Source organism: Geodermatophilus sp. SYSU D01036 (genome assembly GCF_054050435.1).
The window spans coordinates 305,568-321,322 of the sequence record NZ_JBJGZJ010000003.1 but is presented as its reverse complement, the minus strand read 5'-3'; the positions used below and the strand labels follow the sequence as shown (position 1 = coordinate 321,322).

General features: G+C 75.4%; 14 protein-coding genes. All 14 read right to left on the bottom strand.

What is annotated here, in order from left to right; genetic code table 11:
* Position 1: 1 nt before the first annotated feature.
* Positions 2-1,141: an ABC transporter ATP-binding protein gene (locus ACI8AR_RS06020; RefSeq protein ID WP_457050166.1), complete on the bottom strand. Its 1,140-nt coding sequence runs from the start codon at positions 1,139-1,141 to the stop codon at positions 2-4.
* A complete protein-coding gene (locus ACI8AR_RS06015; RefSeq protein WP_457050165.1) occupies positions 1,138-2,217 on the bottom strand; it encodes an ABC transporter ATP-binding protein in 1,080 nt (359 codons plus the stop codon). Before ACI8AR_RS06015 ends, ACI8AR_RS06020 begins: the two co-directional genes overlap by 4 nt.
* On the bottom strand, positions 2,214-3,155 hold the full coding sequence (locus ACI8AR_RS06010; protein WP_457050164.1) for an ABC transporter permease: 942 nt from the start codon (positions 3,153-3,155) through the stop codon (positions 2,214-2,216). Before ACI8AR_RS06010 ends, ACI8AR_RS06015 begins: the two co-directional genes overlap by 4 nt.
* A 16-nt stretch (positions 3,156-3,171) precedes the next feature.
* Positions 3,172-4,176: an ABC transporter permease gene (locus ACI8AR_RS06005; RefSeq protein ID WP_456928346.1), complete on the bottom strand. Its 1,005-nt coding sequence runs from the start codon at positions 4,174-4,176 to the stop codon at positions 3,172-3,174.
* An 88-nt stretch (positions 4,177-4,264) separates the two neighbouring features.
* Positions 4,265-5,971 (bottom strand): ABC transporter substrate-binding protein, encoded by a 1,707-nt coding sequence (locus ACI8AR_RS06000; RefSeq protein WP_456928345.1) that lies wholly within the window; start codon positions 5,969-5,971, stop codon positions 4,265-4,267.
* Positions 5,972-6,163: 192 nt separating this feature from the next.
* The gene (gene recR, locus ACI8AR_RS05995) at positions 6,164-6,763 is read right to left on the bottom strand and encodes a recombination mediator RecR (protein ID WP_456938477.1); all 600 of its coding nucleotides are present in this window, start codon (positions 6,761-6,763) and stop codon (positions 6,164-6,166) included.
* 36 nt (positions 6,764-6,799) lie between these two features.
* The gene (locus tag ACI8AR_RS05990; protein WP_457050163.1) at positions 6,800-7,141 is read right to left on the bottom strand and encodes a YbaB/EbfC family nucleoid-associated protein; all 342 of its coding nucleotides are present in this window, start codon (positions 7,139-7,141) and stop codon (positions 6,800-6,802) included.
* A gap of 59 nt (positions 7,142-7,200) precedes the next feature.
* Positions 7,201-9,519 (bottom strand): DNA polymerase III subunit gamma and tau, encoded by a 2,319-nt coding sequence (locus ACI8AR_RS05985; protein WP_457050162.1) that lies wholly within the window; start codon positions 9,517-9,519, stop codon positions 7,201-7,203.
* Between the two features lie 59 nt (positions 9,520-9,578).
* On the bottom strand, positions 9,579-10,550 hold the full coding sequence (locus tag ACI8AR_RS05980) for a sugar kinase (RefSeq protein ID WP_457050161.1): 972 nt from the start codon (positions 10,548-10,550) through the stop codon (positions 9,579-9,581).
* A complete protein-coding gene (locus ACI8AR_RS05975) occupies positions 10,547-11,206 on the bottom strand; it encodes a bifunctional 4-hydroxy-2-oxoglutarate aldolase/2-dehydro-3-deoxy-phosphogluconate aldolase (RefSeq protein WP_457050160.1) in 660 nt (219 codons plus the stop codon). The genes ACI8AR_RS05980 and ACI8AR_RS05975 overlap by 4 nt, the downstream gene beginning before the upstream one ends.
* Entirely contained in the window at positions 11,203-12,351 is a 1,149-nt protein-coding gene (locus tag ACI8AR_RS05970; protein WP_456939108.1) for a pyridoxal phosphate-dependent aminotransferase, read from the bottom strand. Before ACI8AR_RS05970 ends, ACI8AR_RS05975 begins: the two co-directional genes overlap by 4 nt.
* Before the next feature lie 28 nt (positions 12,352-12,379).
* Entirely contained in the window at positions 12,380-13,264 is an 885-nt protein-coding gene (locus ACI8AR_RS05965; protein ID WP_457050159.1) for an amidohydrolase family protein, read from the bottom strand.
* Positions 13,261-14,238, bottom strand: coding sequence for an ABC transporter permease (locus tag ACI8AR_RS05960; RefSeq protein WP_457050158.1), 978 nt, complete (start codon positions 14,236-14,238; stop codon positions 13,261-13,263). The genes ACI8AR_RS05965 and ACI8AR_RS05960 overlap by 4 nt, the downstream gene beginning before the upstream one ends.
* Positions 14,235-15,752 carry a sugar ABC transporter ATP-binding protein gene (locus ACI8AR_RS05955; protein WP_457050157.1) on the bottom strand — a complete coding sequence of 506 codons (1,518 nt, stop codon included), beginning with the start codon at positions 15,750-15,752 and terminating at the stop codon, positions 14,235-14,237. The genes ACI8AR_RS05960 and ACI8AR_RS05955 overlap by 4 nt, the downstream gene beginning before the upstream one ends.
* Positions 15,753-15,755: the final 3 nt, after the last annotated feature.

Below are 15,755 nucleotides of genomic sequence, written 5' to 3'. Positions count from 1 at the left end.
GCTACGTCCGCTCGATCGGCGCGTCGAGACCCTGCACGAGCGCGTCGCTCTCCGGGCTCTCCGCGCCGGTCGGGCGGACGCTGACGCCCTGGGTGGCGGCGACCTCCTCCGGCGAGCGCGGTGCGAGCAGCCCGTCGCGGATCTCCTCCGCCCAGTGGCAGCCCACCAGGTGCCCCGTGCCGAGCTCGCGGAGGACGGGCACCTCGTCGTCGCACCGGGTCTCCTGCCGCCACGGACAGCGGGTGTGGAAGCGGCAGCCGCTGGGCGGGTCGGCCGGCGACGGCAGGTCCCCGGCCAGCAGGATCCGCTCGCGGCTCTCCTCGACCACCGGGTCGGGCACCGGGACGGCGCTCATGAGCGCCCGCGTGTACGGGTGCAGCGGCTCGGAGTAGAGGACGTCGGAGGGGGCCTGCTCGACCAGCGCGCCCAGGTACATGACGCCGACGACGTCGCTGATGTGCCGGACCACCGCGAGGTCGTGCGCGATGACGAGGTAGGTCAGGCCCAGCCGCTCCTGCAGCTCCTCGAGCAGGTTGACGACCTGCGCCTGGACGCTGACGTCGAGCGCGGAGACCGGCTCGTCGGCGATGAGCAGGTCCGGCTCGAGGGCGATCGCGCGGGCGATGCCGATGCGCTGGCGCTGCCCTCCGGAGAACTCGTGCGGATAGCGGCGCAGCGCGGCCGACGGCAGGCCCACCGCGTCGAGCAGCGTCCGGATCCGCTCGGCGATGCCCTGCCGGCCGCCGCCCAGTCCGTGGGCGGCGAGCGGCTCGGACAGCAGCGACTCGACGTTCTGCCGGGGGTCGAGGCTGCCCAGCGGGTCCTGGAAGACCATCTGCATGCGCCGGCGCATGGTCCGCAGGGGCTCCCCCGACAGGGAGCTGACGTCGGTCCCGTCGAAGACCACCCGCCCGCCGGTGGGCTCGACCAGGCGCAGGACGGCGCGCCCGAGGGTGGACTTGCCGCAGCCGGACTCCCCCACCAGCCCGTACGTGGTGCCGCGGCCGATGCTCAGGTCGACGCCGTCCACGGCGCGGACGTGTCCCACGGTGCGGTCGACGAGCACCCCCCGCTTGATCGGGAAGTGCACCTGCAGGCCCTCGACCCGCAGCAGCGGGTCGGCGGACGGGACGGCGGTCATCGGGCGGCTCCGGACGCGGTGGCCCCGGCCGGGGACACGGGGTACTCGAGGGGGTGCCGGCAGCGCAGCTCGCGGCCGGGTCCGTCGTACTCCAGCGGCACCGTGCTGCCCGCGACCTCGGTGAGGCAGTCGTCCTGGGCGTTGTCGCACCGCGGTGCGAACGCGCAGCCCTCGGCCCAGGGGATGGCGTCGCGCGCGGAGCCGCGGATGGGGTGCAGCGGCGTGCCGCGGGCGCCGTCCAGCCGTGGGACGGAGGCCAGCAGGCCCCCCGTGTAGGGCTGGCGGGGCCGGGCGAACAGCTCGTGCCGGTCGGCCGACTCGATGATCCGGCCGGCGTACATGACGTGCACCCGGTCGCAGAGCCCCGCGACGACGCCGAGGTCGTGGGTGATCATCACCAGCGCCGTCCCCGAGTCGACGACGAGCTCGCGCAGCAGCTCGAGGATCTGCGCCTGGATCGTCACGTCGAGCGCGGTCGTGGGCTCGTCGGCGATGAGCAGCCGGGGCGCGCAGGCCAGCGCCATCGCGATCAGCGCCCGCTGCCGCATGCCGCCGGAGAGCTGGTGCGGGTACTCCTTGAGCCGGCGCCCGGGATCGGGGATGCCGACGCGGTCGAGCAGGCGGGTGGCCTCGTCGACGGCGTCCTTCTTCGACAGCTCACGGTGCTGGAGGAGGACCTCGGTGACCTGGGTCCCGATGGGCACCGTCGGGTTCAGGGAGGACAGCGGGTCCTGGAACACCATGGCCATGTCCGCGCCGCGCCGGTCCCGCAGTTCCCGTTCGGGGGCGCCGACCAGCTCCGCGCCGTCGAGCCGGACCGACCCGCCGACCTCCACGCCGCGGCGCGGCAGCAGGCCCATGACCGCGAGGGACGTCACCGACTTGCCGCAGCCGGACTCGCCGACCAGCCCGATCGTCTCGCCCGGCGCCACGCTGAAGCTGACGCCGTCGACGGCCCGCGTCGGCTGCTCGCCGCGCCGCGTGAACGTGACGGTGAGGTCCTCGACCTCGAGCACGGGCAGACCGGTGCGGTCGACGGACCTGGGCGGCAGCTCCTCGATGGTCAGCGGGCTCACCTCCGGAACTTCGGGTCGAGCGCCTCGCGCAGCGACTCGCCGAGCAGGGTGAAGCCGAGCGCGACGACGATGATGCACACGGCCGGGTAGATCGCCAGCTCCGGCCGGACGGACAGGAAGTCCTGCGCGTTGGACAGCATGGCCCCCCACTCCGGCCGGGCCAGGTCGGGGTCGCCCAGGCCGAGGAAGGACAGGGCCGCGGCCTCGATGATCGCGGTCGCCAGCGACAGCGTCGTCTGGACGATCACCGGCGACAGCGAGTTGGGCAGGACGTGGCCGAACACGATCCGGCCCCGCCTGATGCCCAGGGCCTGGGCGGCGAGGACGTAGTCGCTGTTCCGCTGGCTCAGCATCGACCCGCGCAGCAGCCTGGCGAAGACCGGGACCTGGGTCACCGCGATCGCGATCATCAGCGACCACTGGTTCTGCCCCAGGAGCACCGAGATGCTGATCGCCATCAGCAGGCTCGGGATGGACAGGATGATGTCGACGAACCGCATGATGACGGTGTCGACCCAGCCGCCGAACGCGCCGGCGAGGACGCCGAGGGACATGCCGACGACGACGCCGAGCAGCGTCGACACCACCCCGATGAGCAGCGACTGGCGGGAGCCGACGATCAGCCGCGACAGCAGGTCGCGGCCGAGCTCGTCGACGCCGAGGGGGAAGCCCGCCTGGGCGCCCGGGATGTAGCCGGGACGGATCTCCGACAGGAGCGTCTGCGCCAGCGGGTCCCGCGGGGCCAGCAGCGGCGCGAACGCCGCGACCAGCAAGAACACCACGACAATGACCGCGCCGAGGATCGCCACCGGGTTGCGCCGCAGCCGGCGGAACGCGCTGCGGGTGAGCGAGACGCCGCCCTCGCCCTCGGGCACCTGGCCGGCGCGGGCGGCCAGCTCGTCGATCCGCCGCCGGCGGACGTCCCCCACCGCGGTCATCGGCCCTCTCCCTGGTTCACGAGACCCTGACCCGGGGGTCGAGCAGCCCGTAGGAGATGTCGACCAGCAGGTTCACCAGCACGTACATGATGGCCAGCATGAGGACGAAGCCCTGCAGCAACGCGTAGTCCCGCTGGAAGATCGCGTCGTAGATGGCCGATCCCACCCCGCCGAACGCGAACACGGTCTCGGTGAGCACCGCCCCCGACAGCAGCAGGCCGGTCTGCAGGCCGATCGTCGTCGACACGGGCAGGAGCGCGTTGCGCAGGACGTGCCGGCGGCGGACGGTCGCCGTCGCCAGGCCCTTGGCGTTCGCCGTGCGCACGTAGTCCTCGTTCACCACGTCCAGGACCGAGGCCCGGGTGATCCGCACGATGATGGCCAGCGGGATCGTGCCGAGCGCGATCCCGGGCAGGATCAGGTGCTCGAAGGCGTCCCAGGCGGCGTCCCACTCGCGGGTGAGCAACCCGTCGAGCACGTAGAAGTTGGTGACCCGGGTGGCGTCGATGCGCACCTCCTGGCGTCCGGAGCCGGGCAGCCAGCCCAGCTCGACGGCGAACAGCAGGCGCAGCAGGTAGGCGAGGAAGAAGACGGGGATGGCGACCCCGATGAGCGAGCCGATGACCGACGTCGAGTCCAGCCAGCTGCCGTGCCGGCGGGCGGCCAGGTACCCCACCGGGATGCCGACTCCGATCGCGAACACCATCGCGAACACGGTCAGCTCGATGGTGCCGGGCATCCGCTCGAGGAAGACCTCGGTGACCGGGCGGCCGGTGCGCGCGGAGGTGCCGAAGTCCAGCTGCACGGCGCGGCCCAGGAAGCGCAGGTACTGCACGTAGAGCGGCTGGTCGAGCCCGAACAGCTCGTTGTAGCGGGCGATCGCCTCGGGGGTGGCGCGCTCACCGAGGGCGGCCTGGGCCGGCCCCCCGGGCAGCGCCCGCAGCCAGGCGAAGAGCAGGACCGACAGCCCCAGCAGGATCGGGATCAGCTGCAGGAGCCGCCGGACGACGAAGCGGAGCACGCGCTCGGGTCACCTCTCCGGGGGCAGGAACGGCGCCGGCCGCGCCGGGGACAGGATCCACCTGCCCCGGCGCGGCCGGCACTGCGGGTCAGTCGCTGAGCGACACCGTGGAGAAGTCCTCATCGCTGATCGGACTGGGCTCCAGCCCCTGCACGTTCTCCGCGACCACCAGGGCCGGCGGCGAGTGCGAGATCGGGACACCGGGCAGGTAGTCCATGATCAGCCGGTTGGCCTCCTGGTACTGCTCGGTGCGGGCCGCCACGTCGGGCTCGGCGTCGGCCTGGGCGAGGGCCGCGAAGATCTCCGGGTTGCTGAACGCCCCGAACTCTGCCGACGCCTGGCCGTTCGCCTGCTCGGCGAAGAACGTGCCGATGAAGTTGTAGGCGTCGTTGTAGTCACCGGTCCACCCGAGCAGGTGGATGTCGGCCTGGCCGGCCTGGACCGCGTCCAGGTAGTCCGGGTTCCACGGCAGCGCCACCGGCTCGATGGTGAACCCGGCGTCGATCAGGTTCTGGTTGATCACCTGGAACAGCGCGGCCGGGTCCGGCAGGTAGGGCCGGCTGACCTCGGTCGGGTAGTAGAACCGCAGCGTCGTCCCCTCGGCGCCGGCCTCCTGCAGCAGCTGGCGGGCGCGGTCGGGGTCGTAGTCGTAGGTGGTGACGTCCTCGGCCCAGCCCTCGACGGTCGGCGGCATGAACTGGGTGGCCACCTCGGCGCCCTCGGGCAGCAGCGAGTTCACGATCGTCTCGCGGTCGATCGCGTGCGCGATCGCCTGCCGCACCTGCGGGTTCTGCAGTGCCGGGTTGGCGGAGGTGCCGGGCACGTTCCCGCCGTTGAAGCCCAGGTACAGGATGTTGAACGGGTCGCGGACCAGGACCTGGAAGCCCTCGTCCTCCAGCGTCTGGTAGTCGCCCGGCGCGACGAGGTCGTAGCCGTCGATCGACCCGGCCTGCAGCTCCTGGCGGCGGGTGTTCCCGTCCGGGATGGTGCGGAAGATGATCTCGTCGAGGAGGGCCGGCTCGCCCCAGTAGTCCTCGTTGCGGACGATGGTCACCTCGCCGTTGCCGCGGTCCCAGCTCTCGAACTTGAACGGACCGGTGCCGGTCGGGTGCTCGAGGGCGTACTCGGGGAAGGTGAGCGCGTCCTCGCTGCCGGAGAGGTTGTCCGCGTCGTACTGCTGCAGGGCCGTGGGGCTCTGCATGGAGAAGGACGGGAGGGCCAGCGCCGACGGGAACTTCGACGTCACCTGGGTGAGCCGGACCACCGCGGTGGACTCGTCGGTGGCCTCGCAGCTCTCGTAGATGCTCGGGGTGTCGGGCGTGCTGGCGAAGCCACCGAAGACCGCCTGGTAGTAGTACGAGGCGGCGGGGCTGCTGGCCAGGCCCTCGAAGTTGTACCAGCGGTCGAAGTTGAAGCAGACCGCCTCGGCGTTGAAGTCGGTGCCGTCGTGGAACGTCACGCCCTCGCGCAGGGAGAACGTGTACTCGAGGCCGTCCTCGCTGACCTCCCAGTCCTCGGCCAGCGCGGGCACCGGCTCGGTGCCGCCGATCTCGTTGCCCAGGAGGCCCTCGTAGATCTGCCGGGCGATCCGGAAGGTCTCGCCGTCGCTGGAGAAGGCGGGGTCGAGCACGTCCGGGTCACCGGCCGCGCCGAAGACGAGGGTGCCGCCGGACTGGGCCTCGCCACCCTCCCCGCCGGATCCGGAGTCCCGGTCACTGGAGGCACAGGCGGCCAGGGTCACTGCGGTGAGCACGGCCGCCGAGGCGGCCAGCGCACGCTGTGGTCGACGCTGCATCGCGGAAGACCTGCCTTCTCGACCCCGCGGGGCCGGATGAGTTCGACGCTGGGCGGCCGCGCGGTGGAAGAACCGCACGGACGTGCGTCGGACCCTAGATCTCCCGGGGAGCGCTTCCCGAGCCGTCGGCTCCCATCGACACCATCCTGTGACCTCGCTGGACGGCGCCGGGGACCGTCGGGGGCGCAGGTGCTAGGCGTCGATGCGGCGGCGGCCCTCGAACGCGCGGCCCAGGGTGATCTCGTCGGCGTACTCGAGGTCGCCGCCGACCGGGAGTCCGCTGGCCAGGCGCGAGACGGTGAGGCCCAGCGGGCCGACCAGCCGGGCCAGGTAGGCGGCGGTGGCCTCGCCCTCGAGGTTGGGGTCGGTGGCGATGATCAGCTCGGTGACGCTGCCGTCCATCAGCCGGGTCATGAGCTCCTTGACCCGCAGGTCGTCGGGGCCGACGCCCTCGATCGGGCTGATCGCGCCGCCGAGGACGTGGTAGCGGCCGCGGAACTCGCGCGTGCGCTCGATGGCGACGACGTCCTTGGGCTCCTCGACCACGCAGATGACGTCGTCGGAGCGGCGCGGGTCCTTGCAGATCCGGCACTGCTCGCCCTCGGCGACGTTGTAGCAGGTCACGCAGAAGCGGACCTCGGCCTGCACGCGCTGCAGCGCGGCGACCAGCCGGCCGACGTCGGCGGACTCGGCGGCCAGCAGGTGGAAGGCGATGCGCTGCGCGCTCTTGGGCCCGACGCCGGGCAGGCGGCCGAGCTCGTCGATGAGGTCCTGGACGGCCCCCTCGTACACGGTGCTCCTAGGGGAAGAGTGGTGCGGACGGGCCGGTCAGGCGCCGGGCAGCCCGGGGAAGCCGCCGCCGAGACCGCCGGCCAGGGGGCCCATGCGGTCGGCGGTCAGCTCGCTCGCCAGGCGCGAGGCGTCGCGGACGGCGGCGACGACGAGGTCCTGCAGGGTCTCCACGTCGTCGGGGTCGACGGCCGACGGCGCGATGGTGACCGACCGCAGCTCGCCGTCGCCGCTCATCGTGGCCGTGACCAGGCCGCCGGCGGCCGACCCGGTGACCTCCTCGTTCGCCAGCTGTTCCTGCGCGGCGGCCAGCGCCTGCTGCATCTGCTGGGCCTGCTGCAGGATCGCCGACAGGTCGGGCTGGCCACCACCGGGGAACATGACCCGAGGGTAGGCCGCCGGTCCGACATCCGGGGGGACGAGGGCCGGGACCGGCGGGGTCAGCCCTCCAGCGGCTGGGCGCCCAGCTGGGCGCGCAGCAGCGCCAGCGCCGCCTGCTCGGGGTCGACGGAGGGCTCGCGGTCGGCGGCGGGGTCGTCGCCCTCGGCCGCCCGCTGCGCCATGAGCTCGCGCGCCTCGGCCGCCTCCGCCGCCCGGGCCGCCTCGCGCGCGGCCTCCGGGGACGGGCCGGCCGGGCCGGAGCCGCGGGTCGCGCCCTCGACGACCGCCTCGACCTTCCAGCGCACGCCGAGCAGCTCGTTGAGCGCCTCGCGCAGCACGTCCTTGTTGAGGTCGTCGCCGATCCGGCGGGCCAGCGCCGGCGACGACGTCGACAGCGTGAGCACGCCGTTGCGCAGCTCGTGCACCTGCGCGTTCTTGAGCAGCGCCTCGGTGGTGCGCTTGTGCCGCTTGACGACGGCGAGCAGCTCGGGCCACACCCGGCGGACGTCGCCGGTGCCCAGCCCGCCCTCGCCGGCGTCCCCGGCCGCGGCCTGGTCGGCGGGCGGGTTCGCGGACACCACCGGGGTCGGTTCCCCGCCGCGCGGGGCGGGCGCGGACTCGGCGGCGGCCCGCGGCGGCGCCGCCGGCGGCCGCGGCTCGGCCACCCGGGCCGCCGCGGCGCGCGCGGCGGCGGGCTGGGCCGGGTGCGGCCAGTCCTCGTCGTCGGTCGGCTCGGGCGGCAGCGGGATGTCGGGCTCGCCGGTGGCGACCCGCGCGCCGGACCGGGGACCGGCCGGGGCGGGCGCCGGGCGGGACGGCGCCGAGCCGGGCGGCGTGGTCTCGGGCCAGTCGTCGTCGCCCGCTGCCGCGGGGGCTGCCGCGGCGGCGGCCGGTGCGGGGCCCGGGGCGCCGGGCGCCGCGGTCTCGGGCCAGTCGTCGTCGGCTGCCGCGGGGGCTGCCGCGGCGGGCGCCGGGCCCGGCAGCGGGCCCGCGGCCGCCGGGGCGGGCGGCGCCGCGGGCGGCGCGGCCGGAGGCGCCGCGGGCGCGGCCGGCCCGGGTGTGGCCGGGGGCTGTGCGGTGCGCTGGGAGGGGCGGACGTACTCGCGCCGCGGCGGGCCGCCGCGCTCGGCCGGCGCCGGCTCCTCGCGGACCGGCGCGGGCCGCGCGGCCTCGCGGGCGGGCGCCGGTGCCGCGGGCGCGGCCTCCGGCACGCCGCCGATCGCCAGCCGCCGCTCGAGGCGCTCGAGCCGCTGCAGGGCGCCCGCGGCGGTGTCGTCGGTGGCCGGCAGCAGCATCCGCGCGCAGACCAGCTCCAGCAGCAGCCGCGGCGCGGTGGTGCCGCGCATCTCGGTCAGCCCGGCGTGCACGGTGTCGGCCAGCCGGGACAGCGTCGCCGACCCCAGCGCCTTTGCCTGCTGCACCATCAGGTCCAGCCGGTCGGGCGGGCAGTCGAGCAGGCCGTTGGCGCCGGCGTCGGGCACGGCGTCGAGGACGATGAGGTCGCGCAGCCGGTCGAGCAGGTCGGTGGCGAAGCGGCGCGGGTCGTGCCCGGCCTCGACCACGCGGTCGACGGCCCGGAAGACGCCGGGGGCGTCCTGCGCGGCCAGCGCGTCGATCGCCTCGTCGAGCAGCGCGTCGTCGGTGACGCCGAGCAGCCCGACGGCGCTGGCGTAGGTGACGCCCTCGGGCCCGGCGCCGGCGAGCAGCTGGTCGAGGATCGACAGCGAGTCGCGCACCGAGCCGCCGCCGGCCCGCACCACCAGCGGGAACACCGTGGGCTCGACCTGCACGCCCTCGGCGGTGCACGTCTTCTCCAGCAGGCCGCGCAGCGTCGTCGGCGGCACCAGGCGGAACGGGTAGTGGTGGGTGCGCGAGCGGATCGTCGGCAGCACCTTGTCCGGCTCGGTCGTCGCGAAGACGAAGACCAGGAACTCCGGCGGCTCCTCGACCACCTTGAGCAGGGCGTTGAAGCCCTGCGTGGTGACCATGTGCGCCTCGTCGACGATGTAGACCTTGTAGCGGCTGTTCACCGGCGCGAAGAACGCGCGTTCCCGCAGGTCGCGGGCGTCGTCGACACCGCCGTGGCTGGCCGCGTCGATCTCGATGACGTCGAGCGAGCCCGGGCCGTCGGGCGCCAGCGCGACGCAGGACCCGCACACCCCGCACGGGGTCGACGTCGGCCCCTGCTCGCAGTTGAGCGAGCGGGCGAGGATCCGCGCCGACGACGTCTTGCCGCAGCCGCGCGGGCCGCTGAACAGGTAGGCGTGGTTGATCCGGCCGCCGTCGACGGCGTTGACCAGCGGGGTGGTCACGTGCTCCTGGCCGACCACCTCGGCGAAGGTCGCCGGGCGGTACTTCCGGTAGAGCGCCAGAGCCACGCGGCGAGGTTACGCGGCACCGCGGACAGCCCGGTGGACCTCGGGTCCGCCGGTCCCGCTCAGCGCACGACGGTGTCGGGGTCGGCGTCCAGGAGCGCGAGGTCGGCGCGCGACGGCAGCCCCTCCCAGTCGCCGGGCACGGTCACCGCGAACGCCCCCGCCGAGGTCGCCAGCGCCAGCCGCTCCTCCGGCGGCAGCCCCAGGCAGAGGCCGCCGAGGTACCCCGCGCCGAACGCGTCCCCGGCCCCCACCGGGTCCACGACGTCGACCGGGCGGGCCGGGACGCGGCGGATGACGCCGTCGACGCTCGACAGCGAGCCCGCCGCGCCCTTCTTCAGCAGCACCTGGCGGGGTCCCAGCGCCCGCAGCCCGGCGAGCAGCGTCCGGTCGTCCGGGCCCTCGACGAGCAGGCGGGCCTCCTCCTCGGTCGCCAGGACGACGTCCGCGGCGCGCACCAGCTCGTGCAGCACCGGTCCGGCCTCGGCCGGGGACCACAGCGCGCTGCGGTAGTTGAGGTCCACCGACACCGGCACGTCGGCCGACCGGGCCTCCTCCACGGCCGCGAGGACAGCCTGCCGCGCGGAGGCGCTGAGGGCCGGCGTGATCCCGGTGACGTGCAGGACACCGGCCGCGGCGACGACCGCGGGGTCGACGTCGTCCGGGGACAGCCGGGAGCCGGCGCTGCCGGAGCGGTAGTAGAGGACGCGGGTGGCCCGCGCGGCCCGCCGCTCCTTGACCATCAGCCCGGTCGGGGCGCCGGGGTCGACGACGGCGGTCGTGGTGACGCCCTGCCCGCGCAGGGTCATGGTGACCAGGCGGCCGAACTCGTCGTCCCCGACCCGGCCGATCCAGGTGGCCGGCACGCCCAGCCGCACCGCCCCCACGGCCAGGTTGGACTCGGCGCCGGCGACGCCGAGCCGCAGCGCGGGCGCGTGCCGCAGCAGGCCGACCTCCGGCGGCCACAGCAGCGCCATGGTCTCCCCCAGCGTGACGACGCCGCGGACGACGCCCGGCTCCCCCGCTGCGCTCACGCGCCGGACCGCCCGCGGGCCACCGCGTCGAGCGCGGCGCGGGCCCGGTCGGCCAGCCCGGCCAGCTCCGCGTCGTCCTCGAGCGCGCGGCCCAGCAGCGGGCCGCCCATCCCCACGGCGAGCGCGCCGGCCTGCAGGTAGCCGGGCACGTCCTCGACGCCGACGCCGCCGGTGGGCACCAGCAGGACGTCGTCGAGAGGGCCGCGCACCTCGCGCAGGTACCGCGGGCCGCCGGCCGACCCCGCCGGGAAGACCTTCACCGCGGTCGCGCCCTGGTCCCAGGCGCAGGCGATCTCCGTGGGCGTGAGGGCGCCGGGGTACCAGGCCAGTCCCCGCTCGGCCGCGCGCCGCCCGACCGCCTCGTCGGTGTTCGGGGCGACGACGAAGACGGCGCCGGCGTCGGCGGCGCGGTCCACCTCCTCGGGCCGGCGCACCGTGCCGACGCCGATCTCGGTCCCCGCGCCCGCGTCGGCGGCCAGCCGGCCGACCACGTCCAGGGCGCCGGGGGTGTTCATCGTGACCTCGAGGCAGCGGACGCCGGCGTCGAGGAGCACCTCGCAGGCGGCGGCCAGCCGCTCCCCGGAGCGGCCGCGCAGGATGGCGACCAGGCCGCTCCCGGTGAGCACCGGCCCGGGCTGCAGGCGGGCGCCGGTCACCGCGCCGCACCCATCCGCCGGATGCCCTCGAGCAGGTCGTCGGTGTCGGTGGCCAGCGACAGCCGCACCCACCCCTCGCCGAGCGGCCCGAACGTGGTGCCGGGCGCGACGGCGACCGAGTCCCGGCGCAGCAGCTCCAGGGACCACGCCCCCACGTCCCCGCCGCTGCGGTCCCGGACGTCGACCCACAGGTAGAAGGCACCCTCGGGGCGCAGGTACCCCATCCCGCAGGCGCCGAGCGCGTCGACGGCGAGGTCGCGCCGCTGCCGGTAGGTCTCCCGCATCGCGACGACGTCGTCCTGCGGGCCCTGCAGCGCGGCCAGCGCCGCGGCCTGGGCGGGGGCGTTGACGCAGGCCAGCAGCGGCTCCTGCAGCTTGGCCGCCTGCCGGGCGACGTCCTCCCCGGGGCTGACCAGGTAGCCGACGCGCAGCCCGGTCATCGCGTAGGTCTTGGAGAAGCTGAAGGCGCTCAGCACGCGGCCGTCCCGGTCGAACCGGCCGGGGCTGACGTGCGGCCGGTCGAAGGTCAGCGCGTCGTAGCACTCGTCGGACAGCAGCCAGAGGTCGTGGTCCTCGGCGAAGCGGACCAGCGCCTCGACGTCGGCGGCCGGCAGCACCGTGCCGAGCGGGTTGGACGGGGTGTTGACCACGATCAGGCGGGTGCGGTCGGTGACCAGGCCGGCCAGCTCGCCGGGGTCGGGGCGGAAGCCGTTCTCCGGCCGCAGGGGGTAGCGGACCGGGACGGCCTGCAGCAGCTGCACCGCCATGGCGTAGTTCGGCCAGCCGGGATCGGGGATGAGCACCTCGTCGCCGGCGCTGAGCGTCAGGGACAGCGCGTTGTGCAGCGCCTGCGCCCCGCCCGCGGAGACGACCACCTGCGCGGGCGTCGTCGGGAAGCCGTTGACGGTGCTGACCTTCTCCGCGATCGCCCGCCGCAGCGGGTCGATCCCGGCGTTCGGGACGTAGTGCGTCTCCCCGGCGGCGTACGCCGCCCGCGCGGCCTCGACGACGTGCGCCGGCGAGGGGAAGCTCGGCTCCCCCACGTGCAGGCCGATCACCGGGCCGGGCAGGCTCCACGCGAGGTCCATCACCTGTCGGATGCCGGAGCGCGGCATGGTCTCCGCCCCGGTGGCCAGGCTGGGCATGGGTCGGTCGTCTCCTCGTCGGGTCGGTTCAGGCCGCGGCAGCGGCCAGGCGGGGGAACAGCGCGCGGGCGGTGCCGCCCGTCACGCGGGCCGCCTCCCGCTCGGTCAGGCCGGGCAGCGCGGACGCCACGAGCCCGGCAAGGGTGCCGTACCCCGGGACGTCGCTGGGCCACGGGTGGTCCGAGCCCCACAGCAGGCGGTCGGCGCCGTAGGCGACGGCCAGCCGGCGCGTGACCGGGAACAGGTCGGCGTAGGGCGGCTCCTCGGCCGAGAGCGCGTACTGGCCCGAGACGAGCACGTGCACCCGCGGCGCGTCGGCCAGCCGCAGCAGCCGCTGGACCAGGGGCTCGGGCAGCGGGTCGTCGAACCGGGGCCGGCGGTGCTCGTCCACCCACATGTCGTGGGGGCAGAAGCCCAGGTGGTTGAGCACGACGACGAGGTCGGGCAGCAGCCGCACGAGCTCCTCGAGCAGCGGCAGCTGCGGCGGCGGCAGGTAGCTCCACAGCGGCAGCCCCTCCTCGGCCATCAGCCGGAGCACCGGCAGGGCCGGGGACTCCGCGACGGGCCGGGACGGGTCGCCGAGCCAGCCGGTGCGCAGGGCGCCGAGGTCCCAGCGCTCGCGCCGCCGGCGCAGCGCCGCGACCGGGTCGGCGCCGGTGGTCCCCAGCTCGGCCCCGGTGGCGACGGCGACGCCGGCGAACCGGGTGGGGAACCGGGCGAGGGCGTCGGCGACGTCGTCGTCGTGGGTGTCCAGGGCGACGAGCACCGCCGCGTCGACGCCCGCGGCGGCCATCCGGGCGAGCAGGTCCTCGGCGGGCGCCTCCCGGTCCGCCGGGGCCAGCTCGTCGACGCCCCGCGGGGACACGGCGGCGGACCGGAAGACGTGCGCGTGCCCGTCGACCACACCGCTCACCGCCGGGTCCGGGTGACGAACACCGCCGCCGCCGCGAGGATCACGACGCCGCGGATGAGGTCGGTGAGCGTCGCCGGCAGCTGGAGCAGGGTGACCGAGCTGCTGACCAGCGACAGCAGCACCACGCCGCCCATCGTGCCGACCAGGCTGCCGCGGCCGCCCAGCAGCGACGTGCCGCCCAGGACGACGACGGTGATGGCCGACAGCTCCAGGCCCTGCCCGGCGGTGGGCGACCCGACGGTGGCCCGCGCGGCCAGCAGCACGCCCGCCAGGGCGGCCAGGACGCCGGCCAGCACGTAGGCGGTGACCAGGACCCGCGCCACCGGGACGCCGTTGGACCGGGCCGCCGCCTGGTCCCCGCCGACGGCGAACAGCTGCCGCCCGAACGCCGTCCGGTGCAGGACGAACGCGACGACGGCGAGGGCCAGCAGCAGCACGCCGAAGGAGTAGGGCACCGGGCCGACCCGCTGCAGCGCGATCGCCGACAGCGCGGTGGTGACCCGCCCGGTGGGCGTCGTGCTGATCGTGAAGGCCGCGCCCTGGATGAGGTAGAGCGTGGCCAGGGTGACGATGAACGGCGGCAGCCCGACCCGGGCGACGAGCACCCCGTGCAGGAGGCCGACCAGCGCGCCGAGCAGGAGCATCCCGACGACGACGGGCGCCGTGCGGATCGGGTAGCCGTTGATCAGGATCGCCGTCAGCAGGGCCGACAGGGTGGCGAGCGAGCCGACCGCCAGGTCGATCCCGCCGCTGAGCACGACGAGGTGCTGGCCGAGCGCCGCCAGCCCCAGGACCACGGTGGCCGTGAGGACGTTGGCGACGTTCGCCGGCGCCCAGAAGCCGCCGGCGTCGGCCACGGTCAGGGCCAGCACCGCGACCAGGACGACGATCCAGACCGCCGCCCCGGTGCGGGTGAGGCTCGCGAGCAGGGACCCGCGCGTGCGGGCGGGGGCGACCCCGGCCGCGGCGCTCACCGCGTCACCCCCGCGGTGTCCAGGGCGAGGTGCATGACGTTCTCCTCGGTGACGTCCTCGCCGGCCAGCTCGCCGACGACGCCCCCCGCGCGGCAGACCAGGACGCGGTGGGACAGCCCGAGGACCTCGGGCAGGTCGCTGGAGACCACGACCACCGCCATCCCCTCGGCCGCGAGGCCGGCGATCAGCCGGTAGATCTCCGCCTTGGCGCCGACGTCGACGCCGCGGGTGGGCTCGTCGAGCAGCAGCACGCGCGGCCCGCGCCGCAGCCACTTGGCCAGCACGATCTTCTGCTGGTTGCCGCCGGAGAGCTGCCAGGTGCCCTGCTCCGGACCGGACGCCCGGATGCCCAGGCGGACCTGCTCCTCCTCGAACACCGCCCGCTCCCGGCGGGCGGAGAGGAAGCCGCCGCGCAGCACCTGCCCCAGCGCGGCCAGCGTGGTGTTGGCGCGCACCGGCAGCGGCAGGACCAGCCCGTCGGTCTTGCGCTCCTCCGGGACCAGGGCGACGCCGGCGGCGATGGCGCGGCGGGTGCCGGTGGGCACCGGGCGCCCGGCCACCTCGACCGTGCCGGCGGCCCGGCGGTGCTCCCCCGCGATGGTCCGCAGCAGCCGGCTGCGCCCGGAGCCGACCATGCCGGCGACGCCGACGACCTCGCCGGCGCGCACGTCGAGGTCCAGCGGCGCGGGCGTCCGGTGGGTGCTGACCGGGACCAGGCCGCGCACCCGGAGCACCGTCTCCGCGCCCGGCTCGCGCAGCGGCGGGAAGACGGCATCGACGTCGCGGCCGACCATCTCGCGGATGATCCGCGGCACGTCGTAGTCCGACGCCGGCCCCGTCGAGACGACCCGCCCGTCGCGCAGCACGGTCACGTCGTCGGCGAGGTCGGTGACCTCCTCGAGGAGGTGGCTGATGTACACCACCGCCACGCCGTCGGCGGCCAGCCCGCGGACGACGCCGAACAGCGCCTCGAGCTTGTCGCCGGAGAGCACCGCGGACGGCTCGTCCAGCACGATCACCCGGCTCTTCCGCACCAGCGCGCGGGCGATCTCGACCATCTGCTGGTTGGCCAGTGACAGGTCCTCGGCCCGGGTGCGGGGGTCGAGGTCGCCGAGGCCGACCCGGGCCAGCGCGGCCCGGACCTCGCGGTCCTGGGCCGCGCGGTCGAGGAGGCCCCGCGCGGTCCGCTCCTGGCCGAGCATCACGTTGTCGGCGACGCTCATGGCCGGGAGCACGGTCAGCTCCTGGTAGACGGCGCTGATCCCGGCCGCCATCGCCTGGCGGGGGTCGGTGAACCGCACCGGCTCGCCGTCGAGCAGCAGCTCCCCCTCGTCGGGGACCTGGTTGCCGGTGAGGATCCGGACGAGCGTGGACTTGCCGGCCCCGTTCTCACCGACGAGGGCGTGGACCCGACCGGGCCGACACGAGAGGTCGGCCCGGTCGAGCGCCCGCACGCCGGGGAAGGACTTGGTCAGTCCCCGGGCCTGCAGGACGGCCGTCGTGGAGGACGCCATCGG

What these genes read in the sequence shown, in the direction of transcription:
- ACI8AR_RS05970 (WP_456939108.1), bottom strand. Translation starts at nt 12,351, where the DNA reads ATGCCCAGCCTGGCCACCGGGGCGGAGACCATGCCGCGCTCCGGCATC.
- ACI8AR_RS06010 (WP_457050164.1), bottom strand. Translation starts at nt 3,155, where the DNA reads ATGACCGCGGTGGGGGACGTCCGCCGGCGGCGGATCGACGAGCTGGCC.
- ACI8AR_RS06020 (WP_457050166.1), bottom strand. Translation starts at nt 1,141, where the DNA reads ATGACCGCCGTCCCGTCCGCCGACCCGCTGCTGCGGGTCGAGGGCCTG.
- ACI8AR_RS05955 (WP_457050157.1), bottom strand. Translation starts at nt 15,752, where the DNA reads ATGGCGTCCTCCACGACGGCCGTCCTGCAGGCCCGGGGACTGACCAAG.
- ACI8AR_RS05990 (WP_457050163.1), bottom strand. Translation starts at nt 7,141, where the DNA reads ATGTTCCCCGGTGGTGGCCAGCCCGACCTGTCGGCGATCCTGCAGCAG.
- ACI8AR_RS06000 (WP_456928345.1), bottom strand. Translation starts at nt 5,971, where the DNA reads ATGCAGCGTCGACCACAGCGTGCGCTGGCCGCCTCGGCGGCCGTGCTC.